The 17,249-nt window shown below is 68.4% G+C and carries 17 protein-coding genes; 9 read left to right on the top strand and 8 right to left on the bottom strand.

The features are described 5' to 3' along the window. Positions 1–11: 11 nt before the first annotated feature. On the bottom strand, positions 12–1,163 hold the full coding sequence (locus tag ACFVHY_RS15115; protein ID WP_390273168.1) for an acyl-CoA dehydrogenase family protein: 1,152 nt from the start codon (positions 1,161–1,163) through the stop codon (positions 12–14). Positions 1,164–1,280: 117 nt separating this feature from the next. Between ACFVHY_RS15115 and ACFVHY_RS15110 the strand changes: the two genes are divergently transcribed. Genes ACFVHY_RS15110 through ACFVHY_RS15100 form a run of 3 tightly spaced genes read left to right on the top strand, consistent with a single transcriptional unit; the run spans position 1,281 to position 4,340 of the window. Next, complete coding sequence (locus ACFVHY_RS15110; protein WP_390273165.1) at positions 1,281–2,153, top strand: HpcH/HpaI aldolase/citrate lyase family protein; 873 nt, start codon at positions 1,281–1,283, stop codon at positions 2,151–2,153. Further along, positions 2,150–3,157, top strand: coding sequence for a MaoC family dehydratase (locus ACFVHY_RS15105; protein ID WP_390273162.1), 1,008 nt, complete (start codon positions 2,150–2,152; stop codon positions 3,155–3,157). The genes ACFVHY_RS15110 and ACFVHY_RS15105 overlap by 4 nt, the downstream gene beginning before the upstream one ends. Positions 3,158–3,200: 43 nt before the next feature. Beyond that, positions 3,201–4,340: a CoA transferase gene (locus ACFVHY_RS15100; protein WP_390273159.1), complete on the top strand. Its 1,140-nt coding sequence runs from the start codon at positions 3,201–3,203 to the stop codon at positions 4,338–4,340. A gap of 32 nt (positions 4,341–4,372) precedes the next feature. Here ACFVHY_RS15100 and thpD read toward each other — a convergent pair whose 3' ends face one another. From thpD to ACFVHY_RS15080, 4 genes are all read right to left on the bottom strand, one after another. Next, complete coding sequence (thpD, locus tag ACFVHY_RS15095) at positions 4,373–5,308, bottom strand: ectoine hydroxylase (RefSeq protein WP_390273157.1); 936 nt, start codon at positions 5,306–5,308, stop codon at positions 4,373–4,375. A 235-nt stretch (positions 5,309–5,543) separates the two neighbouring features. Beyond that, on the bottom strand, positions 5,544–6,893 hold the full coding sequence (gene hpnE, locus ACFVHY_RS15090) for a hydroxysqualene dehydroxylase HpnE (protein WP_390273154.1): 1,350 nt from the start codon (positions 6,891–6,893) through the stop codon (positions 5,544–5,546). Positions 6,894–6,967: 74 nt separating this feature from the next. Then, positions 6,968–8,155 carry a CynX/NimT family MFS transporter gene (locus ACFVHY_RS15085; protein ID WP_390273151.1) on the bottom strand — a complete coding sequence of 396 codons (1,188 nt, stop codon included), beginning with the start codon at positions 8,153–8,155 and terminating at the stop codon, positions 6,968–6,970. Continuing rightward, the gene (locus ACFVHY_RS15080) at positions 8,152–8,826 is read right to left on the bottom strand and encodes a FadR/GntR family transcriptional regulator (protein ID WP_083207500.1); all 675 of its coding nucleotides are present in this window, start codon (positions 8,824–8,826) and stop codon (positions 8,152–8,154) included. Before ACFVHY_RS15080 ends, ACFVHY_RS15085 begins: the two co-directional genes overlap by 4 nt. A gap of 90 nt (positions 8,827–8,916) precedes the next feature. On the opposite strand from ACFVHY_RS15080, the gene ACFVHY_RS15075 reads away from it, so the two are divergent. Next, positions 8,917–10,203 (top strand): lipase family protein, encoded by a 1,287-nt coding sequence (locus tag ACFVHY_RS15075; RefSeq protein ID WP_390273148.1) that lies wholly within the window; start codon positions 8,917–8,919, stop codon positions 10,201–10,203. Positions 10,204–10,212: 9 nt separating this feature from the next. Here the strand turns inward: ACFVHY_RS15075 and ACFVHY_RS15070 are convergent, their stop codons facing one another. Further along, positions 10,213–11,073 carry an SDR family oxidoreductase gene (locus ACFVHY_RS15070; RefSeq protein WP_259935351.1) on the bottom strand — a complete coding sequence of 287 codons (861 nt, stop codon included), beginning with the start codon at positions 11,071–11,073 and terminating at the stop codon, positions 10,213–10,215. A 64-nt stretch (positions 11,074–11,137) separates the two neighbouring features. Next, the gene (locus ACFVHY_RS15065) at positions 11,138–11,386 is read right to left on the bottom strand and encodes a hypothetical protein (protein WP_390273144.1); all 249 of its coding nucleotides are present in this window, start codon (positions 11,384–11,386) and stop codon (positions 11,138–11,140) included. Between the two features lie 228 nt (positions 11,387–11,614). Here ACFVHY_RS15065 and ACFVHY_RS15060 point away from each other — a divergent pair, with 228 nt between their 5' ends. From ACFVHY_RS15060 to ACFVHY_RS15040, 5 genes are all read left to right on the top strand, one after another. Continuing rightward, positions 11,615–12,283, top strand: a complete 669-nt coding sequence (locus ACFVHY_RS15060; protein ID WP_058249731.1) for a PAS and ANTAR domain-containing protein — start codon at positions 11,615–11,617, stop codon at positions 12,281–12,283. A gap of 254 nt (positions 12,284–12,537) precedes the next feature. Next, complete coding sequence (locus tag ACFVHY_RS15055) at positions 12,538–13,656, top strand: glycosyltransferase family 1 protein (protein WP_390273141.1); 1,119 nt, start codon at positions 12,538–12,540, stop codon at positions 13,654–13,656. Beyond that, on the top strand, positions 13,649–14,755 hold the full coding sequence (locus ACFVHY_RS15050; RefSeq protein ID WP_390273139.1) for a glycosyltransferase family 4 protein: 1,107 nt from the start codon (positions 13,649–13,651) through the stop codon (positions 14,753–14,755). Before ACFVHY_RS15055 ends, ACFVHY_RS15050 begins: the two co-directional genes overlap by 8 nt. Then, complete coding sequence (locus tag ACFVHY_RS15045) at positions 14,752–15,732, top strand: hypothetical protein (protein ID WP_390273136.1); 981 nt, start codon at positions 14,752–14,754, stop codon at positions 15,730–15,732. Before ACFVHY_RS15050 ends, ACFVHY_RS15045 begins: the two co-directional genes overlap by 4 nt. Then, the gene (locus tag ACFVHY_RS15040) at positions 15,729–16,589 is read left to right on the top strand and encodes a glycosyltransferase family 2 protein (protein WP_390273133.1); all 861 of its coding nucleotides are present in this window, start codon (positions 15,729–15,731) and stop codon (positions 16,587–16,589) included. The genes ACFVHY_RS15045 and ACFVHY_RS15040 overlap by 4 nt, the downstream gene beginning before the upstream one ends. On the opposite strand, the gene ACFVHY_RS15035 is transcribed toward ACFVHY_RS15040, so the two are convergent. Beyond that, complete coding sequence (locus ACFVHY_RS15035) at positions 16,561–16,986, bottom strand: hypothetical protein (RefSeq protein ID WP_058249946.1); 426 nt, start codon at positions 16,984–16,986, stop codon at positions 16,561–16,563. The genes ACFVHY_RS15040 and ACFVHY_RS15035 overlap by 29 nt on opposite strands. Between the last annotated feature and the right edge of the window lie 263 nt (positions 16,987–17,249).

The raw sequence follows: 17,249 nt of genomic DNA, 5'->3' as shown, positions 1-17,249 counted from the left end.
CGGCGTGCCGATCAGATCCCGCCCCGCGACACGAGTTGCGCCGCAATGACATTGCGTTGGATCTCGTTGGTACCCTCGCCGACGATCATCAGGGGCGCGTCCCGGAAGTATCGCTCGACGTCGAACTCGGTGGAGTACCCGTAACCACCGTGGATGCGGACGGCGTTCAGGGCGATCTCCATCGCCACCTCGGAGGCGTAGAGCTTGGCCATCCCCGCCTCCATGTCGCAGCGCTCACCCCGGTCGTACTGTTCGGCCGCGTGCCAGGTCAGCTGACGCGCCGCGGTGAGCTTCGTCGCCATGTCGGCCAGGTAGTTACCGATCGACTGGTGCTTCCAGATGGGCTGACCGAACGACTCCCGCTGCTGCGCGTAGGCGAGTGAGTCGTCCAGGGCGGCGGTCGCCACCCCCAACGCGCGGCACGCCACCTGGATACGACCGGTCTCCAGCCCTTTCATCATCTGGCCGAACCCCTTGCCGGGAACCGCGCCCAGGATCGCCGACCGTGGCGCACGGTAGCCGTCGAAGGACAGTTCGCAGCTCTCGACGCCCTTGTAGCCGAGCTTGGGCAGGTCGCGCGAGACGGTCAGTCCCGGACCGTGTTCGACGAGCACGATGGAGATGCCCTGGTGCCGCGGCTGCGCCCCCGGATCGGTCTTGCACATCAGGGCGATCAAGCCGGAGCGCCGCGCGTTGCTGATCCAGGTCTTCGCCCCGCTGATGACCAACTCGTCGCCATCGAGCTTCGCCACGGTGGTCATCGCCTGCAGATCGGAGCCGCCGCCCGGCTCGGTGAGCGCCATGGTGGCGCGCAGTTCGCCGGTCGCCATCCGCGGCAGATAGCGCTGCTTCTGCTCGTCGGTACCGAACAGCGTGAGCAGTTTCGCGACGACGGTGTGCCCGCCCATGGCACCGGCGAGGCTCATCCACCCGCGCGCGAGTTCCTGGGTGACCCGCGCATAGCACGGCATCGACACCGGTGAGCCACCGAACTCCTCGGGCACCGCGAGACCGTAGATGCCGATCTGCTTCATCTGGTCGATCCACTTCTCGGGGTATTCGTTGGCGTGCTCGACATCCTGGACCGAGGGCTTCACCTCGCGGTCGACGAAGGATCGCACGGTGTCGACCAGAAACGCCTCTTCGGCGGAAAGCGAGCTCATGACTGTGTCCCTACGATCTACGGCCAGATTTGTACGGCCATTTTGTCGATCCCCGCCGCACCTGTCAACACTTCCCAAAGCTCGCCGCGGTCTGATACAACCGGAACCGCATCACATATGGCCGCACATTTGATCTCGACCCCTGGAGCAACCGTGCAGAGAAGACGAGCCGTCCTGGTCGCGCCCGCCTCCGACGACCGCAAGGCCCGTAAGGCGCTGGCTTCGATCGCCGACGAGGTCGTCCTCGACCTCGAGGACGCGGTGACCCCGGCGAACAAGGGCTCCGCACGCGCAGCGGCCGCCGACCTGGTCGCCGAGTTCGGCGCCGACCGCGCGATCTCCCTGCGCATCAACGCGATCGACACGCCCTGGGCCGCCGCCGATCTCGCCGCCTGCGTCCAGATGCCGAACCTGATGTCGGTGGTGCTGCCGAAGGCCGACTCGCCCGCCGACCTCCGGTCGGCCGACGAGCAGCTCGGCCGAGCGCCGGTCCGCCTGCAGGCGTTGCTCGAATCACCGCGCGGCATCCGTGACGCCGGCGCCATCTGCGCGGCCACAAACCGGCTCGATGCCGTCCTCATCGGTTACGCCGATCTCGCCGCATCATTGGGACGCAGCCCCGGCCTGCCGATGCGGACGTGGCACGTCGTCCAGGACTCGGTGTTGCTCGCCGCGCGCGCGGCCGGCGTGGACGTCATCGACGGACCGCATCTGACGATCGCCGACGACGACACCTTCCGCGGCGCCAAGCGCTGGGTCCGCGACCTCGGCTTCGACGGCACCTGGGTGATCCATCCGGCTCAACTGCAGTCCGCCATCGACATCTTCACCCCGGACGCCGCCGCCGTGGAGGACGCACGACGGGTGCTCGACGCACTTGAGCAGGCAGCCGCCGCGGGTGCCGGTGCGGCCGAGCTCGACGGCCGAATGCTCGACGAGGCGCTCGCCGTGTCCGCGCGGCGCGTCCTCGCCAAGGCTGCGTCCGAATGAGCGCGTCCGAGCCGGTCGCCGTGGGCGGCCCGTTCTTCGACGAACTGTCCCATGGACAGTTGTTCGACGACGCGCCGTCGCTCACGTTGACATCCGGTCTCGCCGCGACGCACCAAGCGATTCTCGGTGACCGCCTTCGACTATCGCTCGACGCCCATCTCTCGGATCGCGTGGTGGGTGGCGTCCTCGCCCATCCCGGCCTGGTCACCGACGTCGCGATCGGTCAATCCACGCTGGCCACCCACCACGTGAAGGCGAACCTCTTCTACCGCGGCCTGCGGTTCCTGAGCCACCCCCGGATCGGCGACACGTTGACGACCGTCACCGAAGTGGTCGGGCTGCGCGAGAACACACCGAAGCCAGGACGTGCGCCGACCGGGCTCGCCGCGCTCCACATGGTCACCACCGATCAGACCGGCGTCACCGTCCTCGACTTCTACCGGTGCGCGATGCTGCCGTTGTCACCCGACGCCGATCCCGGGCGGACCGTGCACGCGGACGACCTGAGCACCATCGGACCGGGAGACGATGCGCAACCGTTCATCCCCGAATGGGACCTCGACACCTATCGCGAATCCGCACGCGGACAACATTTCTCACCCGAGTTGGCCGGACGCGCCTTCTCCTCCAGCGCCGACGTGGTGTCCAGCGCACCCGAACTCGCCCGGCTCTCGCTGAACATCGCAGCCACCCACCACGACGAGCGGGTGGCCGGTGCGGCCGCCGGCGGTCGGCTGGTCTACGGCGGGCACACCATCGGACTGGCCCTCGCGCAGGCGAACCGGGCGCTGCCGAACCTGGTGACGGTGACCGGCTGGGACTCGTGCGACCACACCGGACCGGTGCACGAGGGCGACACCCTCAGTTCGACGATCCTCGTCGAGGAGGCGACGCCGCTCGCCGCCGGCGGCGGCGTCCTGCGCCTGCGCTCCACCGTCGTCGCACACGTTGACGACTCCGATCGCGAGGTCCTCGATTGGCGTTTCCGCGTCCTGATGGCGTGATCGTCTGCCGAATCCCCATTCCACACTCCAGGAGTTTCCGCGCATGAGCTCGCATCCCCGTCCGCTCGAAGGCCTCCGCGTCGTGGAGGTGTCGAGTTTCGTCGCCTCACCGCTGTGCGGCCTGACCCTGTCGCAGCTCGGCGCCGAGGTGATCCGTGTCGACCCGATCGGCGGGGCCGCCGACATCAACCGTTGGCCGGTCACCGATGACGGCAACTCGATCTACTGGACCGGTCTCAACCGCGGCAAGAAGTCCGTCACCGTCGACTTCCGTGACCCTCAGGGACAGACGATGATTCAAGATCTTGTCATCGACAGCGGGCCGGGCGGCGGAATCCTGGTCACCAACGCGGGCGGACGGTCGTGGATGAGTCACCAGACGCTGTCGGCGCGGCGCTCCGACGTCATCACCCTGGAACTGCTCGGCCGGACCGACGGCACTCCCGGAGTCGACTACACGGTCAACGCGGCACTCGGATTCCCGTCGATCACCGGCCCCACCGACTACGCCGGCGTCGTCAATCACGTACTGCCGGCGTGGGATGTCGCGTGCGGCCTCTATGCCGCACTGGCGATCACTGCCGCCGTCCGGCGCCGCGACCAGAACGGGGTGGGGGCGCAGATCACCCTGCCCCTGGAGGACACCGCTCTCGCGATCGCCGGGACGCTCGGCTATCTCACCGAGCCGCAGCTGAGTGGCGGCACCCGACCGGCCACCGGGAACGACGTATACGGCACCTACGGAACCGATTTCGTCACCGCGGATGACTCTCGCTTCATGCTCGTCGCCCTGACCCCGCGGCATTTCCGCGGTCTGGTCGAGATGACCGGGACCGGCGAGGCGGTCGCGGCCGTCGAACGGGCGCTGAGAGCGGACTTCGCCAGGGAGGACGACCGATACATTCACCGCGGTGTCCTCACACCGCTGTTCGCGGCGTGGTTCGCGCGACACACGTCTGCCGAGGTCGAGGCCGCGCTGGCGCAGACCTCCGTGCTCTGGGAGCGTTACCGGACTTTTGACGAGGTCGTCGAATCAGGTGTTCTGCAGCGCAATCCGCTCTTCACCGAGCTGGAGCAGCCCGGCATCGGCACCTACCTGGCCGCCGGCCTGCCGGCCATTTTCGACGGTGAGCACTACTTCGCCGGGCCGGCCCCGGAGCTGGGCTCGTCGACGGGGTTCTGAGGAGCGACCACCCCTCGCTCGCCCCCATCAACTCACCTGTGCGCCAGATGATCCGGGCGTGGCGCGGTCCCGCCGAACGGCGCCTGGAGGGCGTTCGATTTCGCGTTGAAGACGACGAACAGATTGCTGCGCGGGAAGGGCGTGATGTTCCCGCCGGACGCGTGCAGGCAGTTCGAGTCGAAATACAGTGCGGACCCGGCGGGGCCGGTGATCGTGTCGATGCCCAGTTCGTCGGCGAGGCTCGCGACGTCCTCCTCCTCCGGTGTCCCGAATGGCGGCCGATACGACGTCAGCGATTCCCGGTGGTAGTCATCAGGTGTCTCGCCCACGCAGCTGACGAACCGGCGGTGCGAACCCGGGATGATCATCAGCGGACCGTTGGTGGTGTGGTTCGGCGTCAAGGCCAGCGAGACGCTCAGCGCACGTGGGGCGGGCATGCCGTCCTCGGCGTGCCACGTCTCGAAGTCCGAGTGCCAGTAGAACGGACCGCCCGCGAACCCGGGTTTCAGGTTGATGCGGCTCTGGTGGATCGTGACGTCGTCGTCGAGGATCTGCCGGGCCACCCCGGCAATCGTTTCACGCGAACAGATCTCGGCGATGACGTCACTGAGCTGATGCACCGCGAACAGCGATCGCACCTGCCCGCTCGACGATTCGCGGATCACCCGATCGTCGTCGCCGAGCCGCTCGGTGATCGACTCCACCTCGCGTAGGCAGTCGGCGATGTCGGCGTCCGCGAGAATGTTTGTCTCCGTGTGGTATCCGCGATCGGCATAGTGCCGGAGTTCGGGCGCGGACAGCGGGCCCGGGTTTCCCATGCTCCCCCACACGGTGTTGTGTGGGCGCGGTTCGATCTGGCTGCGCTGCGCGAGCCGGGTGCGGTAGACGTCGACGGGTGTGCTCGTCGACTGCGCGCCGGGCGAGACATCGGCGGCTTCTGGAGTTCTGGCTGCTGTGTGAGTTACCACGATCGCAACGGTCCTTTCCCTCATCCGGCAGGCCGCTCGCGGAGCAGTTCTGCCCCGGCGGCAGGCAAGGTGATTGTGTTGTGCGCGACCGTCGCACGACGACGCGTCGCGAGGTACGGCGTCCGCGGCGCGGAGTTCTGCACGCCCTTCGGGAAACGGCCGTATATGTGCACCCTGCCAGGGACGACAAACCCCCGCAACCATGCTGGTATGCGCCGCGGGGAAAGTCCTCGACTCAACCGCGCCGGGCGAACTCCAGGATGATGTCGACGGCCCGCGCCGCGCTCTGACACGCGCCTTCCATCGTCGTGGTCCAGTTGGTGCGGGTCCAGTCACCGGCGAGGGCGAGGCCGTCGACCTCGGTGCGCTGGTCGGGGCGGAGGCCCGCGGTCCCGGGTCGTTGCGCGAAGGTCGATTTCGGCATCCGGACCACGTGGCTGTGGACCACCTCGGCACCAGCCGCCTGCGGAAAGTAGCGGCGCAGCATGTCCATCTGGATCTCGGTGATCTCGGCGTTCGTCTTCGAGATCAGATCGTAGGACGCCGACACCGTCGTCGAGTAGAAATAGTTGTCCCTCGGTGTGCGCCCGTGCATGCGCTGGCGGTCCCAGACCTGTTCGAGCACTCCCTCTCCGCCGTAGAGGATCTCGCCCCAGTCGATCATCCCGATCGAGCGGTCGAGGTAGAGGTTCACACTGACGATGGGCACCGGGGTCAGGTTCTCGACGGCGCGATAGATCCGCTCGTGCCCGGGCACCTGGTCGAGCAGACCCTTCACGCTCCACACCGGTACCGCGCAGATGACGGCATCGGCTGCGATCTTCTCGCCGTCGGCCAGCGTCACCCCGCTCACCGTCCCGTCGGTGACGTCGATCGACGAGACCACCGCACGGTGTCGGACCTCCACACCGGCGTCGGCGAAGCGCTTCTCGGCGCCGTCGATGAACAACGTGTCGAGATCGACGGTGGGATACCCGATCGAGATCGGCGTACGCGTCTCCCGCGCCCGGCGGGCTCCCGTGACGAGCAGATCGGCCGGGACCTTGGCCGAGGAGATGTCGGGCTTGTCGCCGGTGAGGCCGATGACGATGCCGTCCCACAACGCATCCCGTGCCGCCTGCGGCAGTCCGCTGCGACGGAACCATTCATCGGCGGTCACGTCGTCGAGCCAGTCGGGTTGCCGAAATGCCTGCCGTATCAACCTGATCTGCGCACGCGCCGTGCGTAACCGGTCGAGGCCGGTCACCCCGGGCAGGTCGCCGAGTGCGGCCCGCAGTCCGGGCAGGCCGGTGAACGCCGATCGGCGCGTCGCCCCACCCGGCATCCGGACCGTCATGTGACCCGGGAAGGCCACATGCTCCCGCGTACCGACGCTGTCCAGATAGCGCATGAGGTGCTCGTACCCGCTGGCGAAGACGTGCTGCCCGTTGTCGGGCACGTCGTCGACGGCGTGCAGCGGCATCGAGATGGTGCGGCCGCCGAGTGCACCCCGACGTTCGAGCAGGGTGACGCGTTGCCCCGCCTCCGACAGCCAGATCGCCGACGCCAGTCCGGCCAGTCCCCCACCCACGACCACACAATGCATGGCGACAGATTAGCGGTCAGGGCTGACCGATACCGGCTGTGCGACGAATTGTCCGGGGCCCGGCGCAGACCTCGTCAGCCGGTCATCTTGACGTCCTTGGCGGCGCCGAGGACGGAGAGGGCCTGGGGCACCAGCACGAGACCGAGCACCGCCATGGCCAGGGTCCACGAGCCGGTGACGTCGTGGATGGCGCCGATGACGATCGGGCCGGCCGCCGCCGCCAGGTAGCCGACGCACTGCGCCATCCCGGACACCTGGCCCGTCTGTTCGGATCCCGAGCTGCGCAGCACCATGAAGAGCAGGGCCAGACTGATCGACGAACCGGGCCCGACCATGACGCAGGCCGCCCAGAAACCCGGCCACACATCCGTGCTCAGGAGGCCTACGAATCCGACGGCGCACACCGCGAGCACCGTCAGGGTCACGACCCGCTGGCCGGCGAAGCGGCCGGCGACGATCGGCGCGACCAGCGACATCATCAGGGCGACCACCTGCGCCGACGCCAGGACCGCACCCGCCCGCAGCGGCGACATACCGTCGTCGACGAGGTACTGCGGCAGCCAGGCCACGAACGTGTAGAAGATCATCGACTGCGTGCCCATGAAGACCGTGATCGCCCACGCGATCGGGTTCGTCAGCAACGACGATGTCGGCGCCGCCGAGGTCACCCGGTGAACCAGCGGCAGCTGCGGAATCCAGACGACCACGGCGACCACCGCGAGCAGCGACCACGCGGCCAACGCCAGTCGCCAGTCCCCGCCGAGTGCGTCGTTGATCGGCACGCTCACCCCGGACGCGACCGCCGCCCCGCCGGAGAGAGTCATCGAATAGAGGCCGGTCATGAGCCCGGAGCGGTGCGCGAAGTCGCGTTTGATCAGCGCCGGGAGCACGACGTTGCAGGTGCCGATGGCGGCGCCGATGACCGCCGAACCCCCGAACAGGGCGGCCGGCGACGGGATGAGCCGGACGAGGATGCCGACGATCAAGACGAGCAGGGCCCCGAAGATGACCCGTTCGATGCCGAACCGGTTGGCCAGACGGGGAGCCACCGGCGCCGAGATCCCGAAGAACAGCACCGGCAGCGCGGTCAGCAGACCGGCGACGGCGCTGCTGAAGCCGGCGTCGTCGGAGATCACGCCGATGAGCGGTCCGACGGCCACCACGGCCGGTCGCAGGTTCGCGGCGACCAGCATCACTCCGACCGCGGTGACGATGACCCCGACGCCGGACTTCTCGCGCGTGGACAGCGCCTGCGCACTCATCCCGACACCTCGGTGAAGTCGACGTAGGCATACACCGCCGCGCGCGCCGCGTCGGCGTCGCCGCGCTCGATCGCGTCGACGACGTCCCGATGACCGCGCGGGTGCGACTGCTCGGCCAGCGGACGTCGCAAGACCGACGGATGAGTCCGGGCGATCGCCTCGGCGATTCCGTCGTACATTGCGATGAGCAGCGCGTTGCGGGACGCGACGACGAGCTCGGCGTGGAATGCGATGTCCGCCTCGGTGTATCGATCCAGATCACCGTCGGCCATAGCGTCCTCGGTGCACGCCAGCAACAGGCGGAGACGTTCGACGTCGGCGGCGTCGCCCCGGGCGGCCGCACCGGCCGAGGCCTCGCTCTCCAGTGCACGTCGCACTTCGAGCAGATCGCGGAGCTCCGACGGCGCGGAGGTCCGCGCGATCGCACCGGCGAGTGGGCTCCGGCCGCGCACATACGTGCCGTCGCCCCGTCGGGGCTCGAGCATGCCCGCGTGTTCCAGTGCGCGCGCGGCCTCCCGGATCGTGTTGCGCCCGACGCCGAACTGCGCCACGAGCTCGGGCTCAGCAGGAATCCGCTCGCCCAGGGGCCAGGTACCGGCTGCGATCAACTCCTGCATGCGCTGCACCACGAGTTCGCTCGTTCGCTGGGGCGGGTTGATGGGTCCGGACACGCCAAACAACCTAACATCCCATGTTTGAGCGACCCGACCGGTAGCATGCCTTTCCCGGACGGGACGGCCCGTTCGATGCTTAGATGAGCCATGTCGTTCGGGGTGCGCACGAGTTGGCTGCGCGTGGGTGTCATCGGTGTGGTCGTCGGCGTGCTGCTCGGCGTGTTCGCGGGCACGCCCCCCGCCCAGGCCGCACCCGGGCCGGGCTCGCCACTGCCGTCGGCCGACCCGTTCTACCGTTACGACGCCTCACTGTCGGGCGTGGCTCCCGGAGCGGTGCTCCGCAGCCGTCCCATGCGGTTCCAGACACCCACGATGTCCACCCCGATCACCGGCTCGCAGGTGCTCTATCGCACCACCGACCAGTTCGGCGAGAGCGTGGTGACGGTCGCCACCGTGTTGCGACCGCTGACCCCGGGGCCGACGCGCCTGGTCTCGTACCACATGGCCTACGACGCGCTCGGGTCTCAGTGCGATCCGTCGTACACACTCAGCGGGGGTTACACCAACGGCACCGCGACCGCCGAACAGGGCGTCATCGCAGGCTATCTCGCCGCTGGGTACACCGTCGTGGTCCCGGACTACGAGGGTGAGAAGCTGCAGTGGACCATCGGCCGGCAGTCGGGCTATGCCGCACTCGACGGCGTCCGCGCCGCACAGTCGTTCCTGCGGCTGCCGCGGTCGACCCCGGTCGGCCTCGTCGGATATTCCGGCGGGTCCATCCCCACGCAGTTCGGCGCCGAGGTCGCGCCGCGCTACGCGCCCGAACTGAACATCGTCGGCGCCGCCGCGGGCGGATTGCCGGTGGACCTCGCGCACAACCTGCCCTACATCAACGGCAGTGCGAAGTGGGCGGGTGTCATCCCGGCGCTCGTGGTCGCCTACCAGCGGACCTACCGGCTCGACACCTCGACGTTCCTCTCGACCCGCGGCCGACAGGTCGCCCAGGACGTCAGCGACGAGTGCATCTCGGAGTTCGCGTCGAAGTATCCGGGACTCACCAGCGCGGACATGGTCAGGCCGCCGTACACCGGCCTGCTCGACGTCCCGCAGGTGGTGCGGGCGATCAACGACAACATCATGGGACGGTCGGGCACCCCGTCGACGAAGATGCTTCTCGCGGTGGGCCACTACAACGCGATCGGGGACACCCTGATGATCACCGGTGACGTGATCGGCCTCGCGAACGAGTACTGCTCACGCGGCGTGGACATCACCTACCGGCAGCTCAACGGCCTGACCCATCAGGAGGCGTTCCTCCCGTTCGAACCGCTGGCACTGCAGTACCTCACCGAGCGGTTCGCGGGTGCCCCGACGCAGAGCAACTGCGGTTCGCTGCCGCGCGGGAACAGCCTGGCGCCGCTCCCGGTGCCCTGACCCGACGGCCTACCCCGGCAGCGTCTCACCGCCGATCGGGGCCAGCACCTCGCCGGTGTAGTACGACGAGAGCTGCTCGGCCGCGAAGAACACGTACGACGGCGCGATCTCGTCGGGCTGGGCCGCCCGTCCCATCGGCGCCTGGGTGCCGAAGTCCTTGACCGCCTCGGCCGGCATCGTCGCCGGGATCAGCGGCGTCCAGACCGGGCCCGGCGCGACGCAGTTCACGCGGATCTTCCGTTCCATCAGCGCCTGCGCCAGCGAGTAGGTCAGGGCCAGCACCGCGCCCTTGGTGGCCGAATAGTCGATGAGGCTGTCGTTGCCACGCAGACCGTTGATCGACGACGTGTTGATGATGGCGCCGCCGCCGGTCAGGTGCGGCACCGCCGCTCGCGTGGTGTGGAAGAAGCTGTCGATGTTGACGTCGAAGGTGCGTCGCCACTGCTCCGGCGTCAGCTCCAGGAAGTCGTCCACGATCTCCTGATAGGCGACGTTGTTCACCAGGATGTCCAATGCGCCGAGCTCGTCGACGGTCCGCTTCACGATGTCGGCGCAGTGCGCCGGGTCGGCGAGGTCGCCGCGGTACGCGCGGGCCTGCCGTCCTTCGGCCTCGATGAGCTCGACCGTGTGGCGGGCGTCGTTGTCCTCCTCCAGGTAGGCGATGGCGACATCGGCGCCCTCCTTGGCGAAGGCGACCGCGACCGCGCGACCGATACCCGAGTCGCCGCCCGTGATGAGGGCGGTCTTGCCGGCCAGCAGATCGCGGCCGCGATAGTCGCGCATTTCGTCCCGGGGGCGTTCGCCCATCTCGTCGGTCTCACCGGGGTAGGAGATCGTCTTCGGTTCGTGCTCGGGGTTCTGGTCGCTCATGGTCGAGATGGTGCCCGCTGAGAAGCGTGCGGAAACATCGGCGCGGACCGGGGCGCGGACGTCGTCAGGGGTTCTGGTCGGGGATCTCCTGGTCGAGTTTCTCGTCGAGGGACTCGCCTTCCCGCTGTTCCCGGGCGGTCATGCCGGTCCGATCACTGGCCGACCAGTCCTCGGGCGGGTCCATCCCCTCCTCGAGCGGGTCCTGACCGAGCCGGTCCTCGTCGAGATCCTCGAAACCGGCTGTCGACGTCAGATCGGGGTTGATGCCCTCAGATGCCGCTGTCGCACTGTCGCCCACGTTGTCGGTACTCATTCTCGTCCTCCTGGCCGTAGCCGAGATCGGTGTCGGTCGGGGTCGGGGTTTCACCGCCGGCCCGGGGTACCGCACATACCCGGCCGACACGCCACCGAAACGATCTCCGCGAGTCCTGCCCCGGGACACGCACCGGGTCGATTCCCGCCAAATGCGTCAGCCAGGTAAGCTCATCTTTCGCCCGAGACCGCTGGCATTCCTGTTGATTTGTGGTTTGTAGGGGTGAGGGTGACAGACGCCAACGATCACACCGCCGGCGAGTCCCGTATCAGTCACGTCGGCAGCTTCCGGTTCCTCTTCGACACCCAGGAATGGGAGTGGTCCGACGAGGTCGCCGAGATGCATGGTTACCGGCCCGGTGAGGTCACTCCGACGACCGAGCTGATCGCGGGGCACAAGCACCCGGACGACCGGCAGTCGTTCGAAGAGCTGCTCGCGACGATGCTCGACCGCCGGATCCCGTTCTCGAGCCGTCATCGCATCGTCGACACCAAAGGTGAGGTCCGCCACGTCGCGGTGGTGTCGCAGCAACTCACCGACGAATCCGGCGCCGTGATCGGCGCCGAGGGGTTCTATCTCGATCTGACGGCAATCGAGGAGAAGGCCGTCAAGGACCGCGTCGACGAGCACGTCGCGCGATTCCGCGAGCACCAGGGCGTCATCGAGCAGGCCAAGGGCATGATCTCGCTGGCCTACGGCGTGAGCGCCGATCGCGCGTTCGAGGTCATGCGCTGGCGTTCGCAGACGGCCAACGTCAAGGTGAACGAGCTCGCGCGGTCGATCGTCACCGGCGTCCACCGATACGTGGTGCTACCGGACCCGGTCCGGCAGTCGTTCGACCATCTGCTGCTCAACGCACACCGCTCCGACAACGAGAACGCCTCGTCCTCGAAGTAGCACCGACGCACCACCGTTCATCGCGTCCACGGGCGGTTTCACCGCCGACATTCCGGGGTATCCGGACCGGCACGAGATAGGTGCCGGAAACCGGCAGTCATCTGCGGCTCGCCGAAGCCGCGATCGTGCAGGCCCGGTTGAGAACACAGCCGTTGCGACCCTAGTGAACGGATGTGGCAGTGAGCAGTGCGCAGCCAGTCGGAACAGCAACCCTCGAGACAACGGGGTCGAACACGACACGAGGTCTGTCGACGATGTCGGCGGGCCTCGGTTCGGGGAGGGGCGGTGCGACCCGCGTGCGCGTCGCGTCGGCGCCGCACTCCCATGTGTACGTCCGCCACCTGTCGCCGCTGAACGGGACGGTCAGCGGGCTCGACACCGGACCGGTCTCGGTCGTCCGCCTGCCCGACCCGGTTCCGGCCGACGGCGCCAAGGTGCCGGGCGGCTGGTGGCCCCCGCTCATGCTCGACCCCGCGTGGATTGCCCGCAATCACAACGAGTTCGACGTCTTCCATCTCCACTTCGGGTTCGACGCCGTCGAGCCGGCCGAGATGTCGAAGGTGATCGACGAGCTGCGCACCCACGGCAAACCACTCGTGTACACGCTGCACGATCTGCGCAATCCGCACCACGCCGAACCGGGGCGCCACGAGGAGGTCTTGGACATCCTCGTACCGGCGGCGGATGAGGTCATCACCCTGACCCCCGGCGTCTCCCGGGAGATCGCGCGCCGCTGGCAGCGGGAGGCGACCGTGCTGCCTCATCCGCATGTCGTGCCGCCCGGCCGATTCGGCCCGCGCTCGCCGGACGCCGACGACTTCGTGGTGGGGGTGCACGCCAAGAGCATTCGCGCCAACATGGATCCGCTGCCGGTGATCATGACCCTGCTCGAGGCGGCCGCGGACTACCCGGACATGACGGTCCAGATCAACCTCCACGACGAGGTGTTCGTCCCCGGGAAGCATGCGTACAACCCGGACTTCGGCACCACTGCGCTGGCACTCTCCCGGCACCCCTATGCCCGCGTGCTCGTGCACGAGTACTTCACCGATGATCAGTTGTGGGACTATCTGCGGAGCGTGTCCGTGTCGGTGCTGCCGTACCGATTCGGAACCCACTCCGGGTGGCTCGAGGCCTGCCACGATCTCGGTACCACCGTGATCGCGCCGAGCTGCGGCTTCTACCGCGAGCAGCAGGACTGCCTGTCCTTCGGGTTCACCGAGGACACCTTCGATCCGGACTCACTCGTTTCTGCCCTCGCAGAGGCCTATTCGGCTCGTCCCGCGGCTGCCTCATGGCCCGACCGGCGCGCGCAGCGCGAGTCGCTCGCCGAACAGCACGCCGCCCTCTACACCAGGGCTCTGGATGCGTGACACGTTGAGGATCGCCATCGTCGCATCGAGCCGCTACCCGATCGCCCAGCCGTTCGCGGGCGGACTCGAGGCCCACGTCTGGCATCTCACTCGCGCCCTCACCCTCGCCGGTCACGAGGTCACGCTGTTCGCGGGCGCGGGCAGCGATCTACCGGTCGACTCGGATCGCCTGCGCGGCGAATTGTTCGAGCCCTCCGCGGCCGCACGCTCGGATGTGTCGATGCCCCAACTCGAAGCACTGCAGGATCATCACGCGTACCTGTCGCTCATGCTGTCGTTCACCAACAACCCCGGCGACTACGACGTGATCCACAATCACAGCCTGCACTACCTCCCGGTCGCCATGGGTCCGGCCGTCGAGACCCCGATGGTCACCACGCTGCACACCCCGCCGACGCCGTGGCTCGAGTCGGCCCTGACCCTTGCGCCCGGTACGCGTTGTGTCGCCGTCAGTCGGCACACGGCACAGTCCTGGTCGCATGTGCTCGGCGAGATCCCGGTGGTGCACAACGGGGTTCAGTTGGACCGCTGGCCCGCCGGCCCCGGCGGAGACGACCTGGTGTGGTTCGGCCGGTTCGTACCGGAGAAGGGCGCCCACCTCGCGATCGAGGCCGCCCAGCGCGCGGGCCGTCGACTCCGGTTGGCCGGACCCATCAGCGACACAAGGTATTTCGAGCAACAGATCGCCCCGTCGCTGGGCGGGCTCGTCCACTATGAGGGACACCTCCACCAGCACGACCTGGCGCGATTGGTCGGCTCCTGCGGCGCGACCCTGGTGACCCCGGTGTGGGACGAGCCCTACGGCCTCGTGGTGGCCGAATCCCTCGCCTGCGGCACCCCGGTGGCGTGCTTCGCCCGTGGCGGTATCCCCGAGATCGTCGGCGAGCACGCCGGCGTCCTCGTGCCTCCGGGCGACATCGACGCGCTGGCCCTCGCTGTGGACGATGCGCTCACCCTCGACCGGGGCCTCGTGCGTCGGCGCGCGGAGGACCACTGCTCGGACATCGCGATGATCGATCGGTACCTCGACATCTACGCCGATCTGGTCGCCGGGCGGCCGTTGGCCGACTCCTCGATCCCCCGGGAGGTCGGGGTGTGATCGGTTATTACGTCCACCATCAGGGCCGCGGACACTGTTCCCGGGCCACCGCCGTCGCCGGCCACCTCGGCACCGACGTCGTCGCGCTGACCAGTGCGTCGCTGACCGCCCCGGAGTTCAGCGAGGTGATCACGCTCGAGCGCGACGACTCCGACCCGCAGCCGCGGGACGTCGACGCCGGCGGCCTGCTGCACTGGGCACCACGGCACGATGGCGGACTACGCACACGCATGGCGCAGCTGGCCGAGTTCGTCGAGACGCGCCGACCGGCCGCCGTCGTCGTCGACGTATCGGTGGAGGTCACCCTCTTCCTCCGGCTGATGGGCGTGCCGGTGATCGTGACGGCGCAGCCCGGCGTTCGCGACGATCTGCCGCATCAGCTCGCCTACCGGGCGGCCGATGCGATCATCGCGCCCTGGCCCGCCGAGCTGTATCAACCGGACTGGCTCCGGGAGCATCTGCCGAAAACGGTCTTCACCGGCGGTATCTCGCGGTTCGACGGACGACTCCCCGTGTCCCACCCCACCTTCGCCGCCGACATCCTCGTCGTCACCGGCGCGGGCGGGGTACCGGGTGCCCCGCATCCGGCGACCACACTCGGCGAGGAGCTCCCGGAGCACACCGTCGTCGGACTCGGACCCGCCTTCGGCACCTGGGTCGACGACCCGTGGCCCTTCCTGTGCAGTGCGCGGGTGACCGTCATCGGCGCGGGTCAGGGAAGCGTGGCCGACGCCGCCGCGGCCGGGCGCCCGGCGGTGGTCATCCCCGAGGACCGACCCTTCGCCGAACAACGGGCAACCGGCAACACCCTCGCACGCTCCGAACTCGCCCTCGTCACGTCGTCATGGCCGTCCGCCGAACGCTGGCGCTCGATTCTCGACACCGCCGGGAGTTCGTCGCCGGAGTGGTCGCGGTGGCACACCGCGGGCGCCGCCGAACGTGCGGCGCGGGCGATCGAGGCGGTCGCGCACCGATGACCGGCGTCCCCGAGGTGGTCGCCGTCATCACGATCGTGTCGGGGCGGCACCGCCACCTTCGACGACAACTCGCGGCGTTCGCCCATTCGACCCGGCGGCCCGACCTGCACTACGTGGTGGCCATGGACGACCCCGACATCACATCTGTCACCGACGGTCATCCGGTGGAGGTCATCCGGTTCGCCAACGACGACCCGGACACCCTGCAACTCGCCGATGCCCGGAACGCCGGCGCCACGGCCGCCATGACCGCGGGGGCCTCGCTCTTGGTGTTCCTCGACGTCGACTGCATCCCCGGCCCGGACATGCTCGAGCGCTACCTCCGCTCATGCACGGCGACACCGGACCTGAAAGTCCTCTACTGCGGCCCGGTCACCTACCTCCCCTGCGACCAGCCGACCTTCGATGCGCGCGAGCTCGCCCGGTTCACCGATCCGCACCCGGCGCGTCCGTCACCGGGAACCGGGCAGACACAACTCTCGTCGGAGCTGATGCTCTTCTGGTCGCTGTCGTTCGCCGTCCGGACTACCGACTGGCTCGCCCTCGGCGGCTTCCACCCCGGCTACCGCGGCTACGGCGGCGAGGACACGGACTTCGCGATGTCCGCGCGCGACAACGGGTTTCGGATCGCCTGGGTTGGTGGCGCACACGCCTACCACCAGCACCATCCGGTCTCGAACCCGCCGGTCGAACACCTTGCGGACATCCTCCGCAACGCACGGGTGTTCCACCGACGATGGGGCAACTGGCCCATGGAGGGGTGGCTGCGCGCGTTCGCCGACCGCGGCCTGGTCTCCTACGACACCGCAGGCGACGAGTGGCTCCGGGTCAGCGACGGAACTTCGAGAACCCGATGACGACGCCGCGGGAGGCGGCACCCGGGAGCGGTTCGTCGTAGGAGATCGTGTGAGTGTCGGTGACGGTCTGCACGATCCGCCATCCGAAAGTCGACTGCTTCAGGGTCACGTCCGGGACGAGCTCGCCCCGGATCTCGCCGATCACGCCCTGCGACGACATGTGCAGAGTCAGTTCGATGGACGACTCCTCCGCGGCGGCGGAGATGATCTGCGAGCAGATCTCGTCCACGGCCACCTTGGCGTCGATGACGTCGTCAAGCGCCCAGTCGTCGATGTACAGCGCGGTCTCGACCAGAGCGCGCACCAGCGCGAGACGATCGGTGGCGGCCGGAACCCGCAGGACCGTCGGCGTACCGCCGTCGATCGATAGCTGGGACGTCGCGTCGGAATCGGTCATCAAATGAGTCTTCTTCGCCCGTTGATTGGTGGTGCCGATCTCGGCTGGTCTGGTCATGAGTGCCCCGTGATTCCGTGTTCCAAACCGCGGCCGGGGACCTTGCCGCGCTGAACGTGCCCCCCGAACACGTGTCGACACGTTAGCAGAGCGTTTACCCAGATCATGACTCGATGAGATTCACGTCTCCATCCGTCCCATGAACGACCGCGGTCGCGGTGAGGCGACGTTTCATCGCCGGCCGCTCGCGGTAAACCATCCGCACC

It is taken from the genome of Gordonia sp. NPDC127522 (assembly GCF_042672305.1).
Taxonomy (GTDB): Bacteria; Actinomycetota; Actinomycetes; order Mycobacteriales; family Mycobacteriaceae; genus Gordonia; species Gordonia hongkongensis.
Note: the sequence above shows the minus strand (reverse complement) of the source record. Positions and strands in the feature narration are given on the sequence as shown.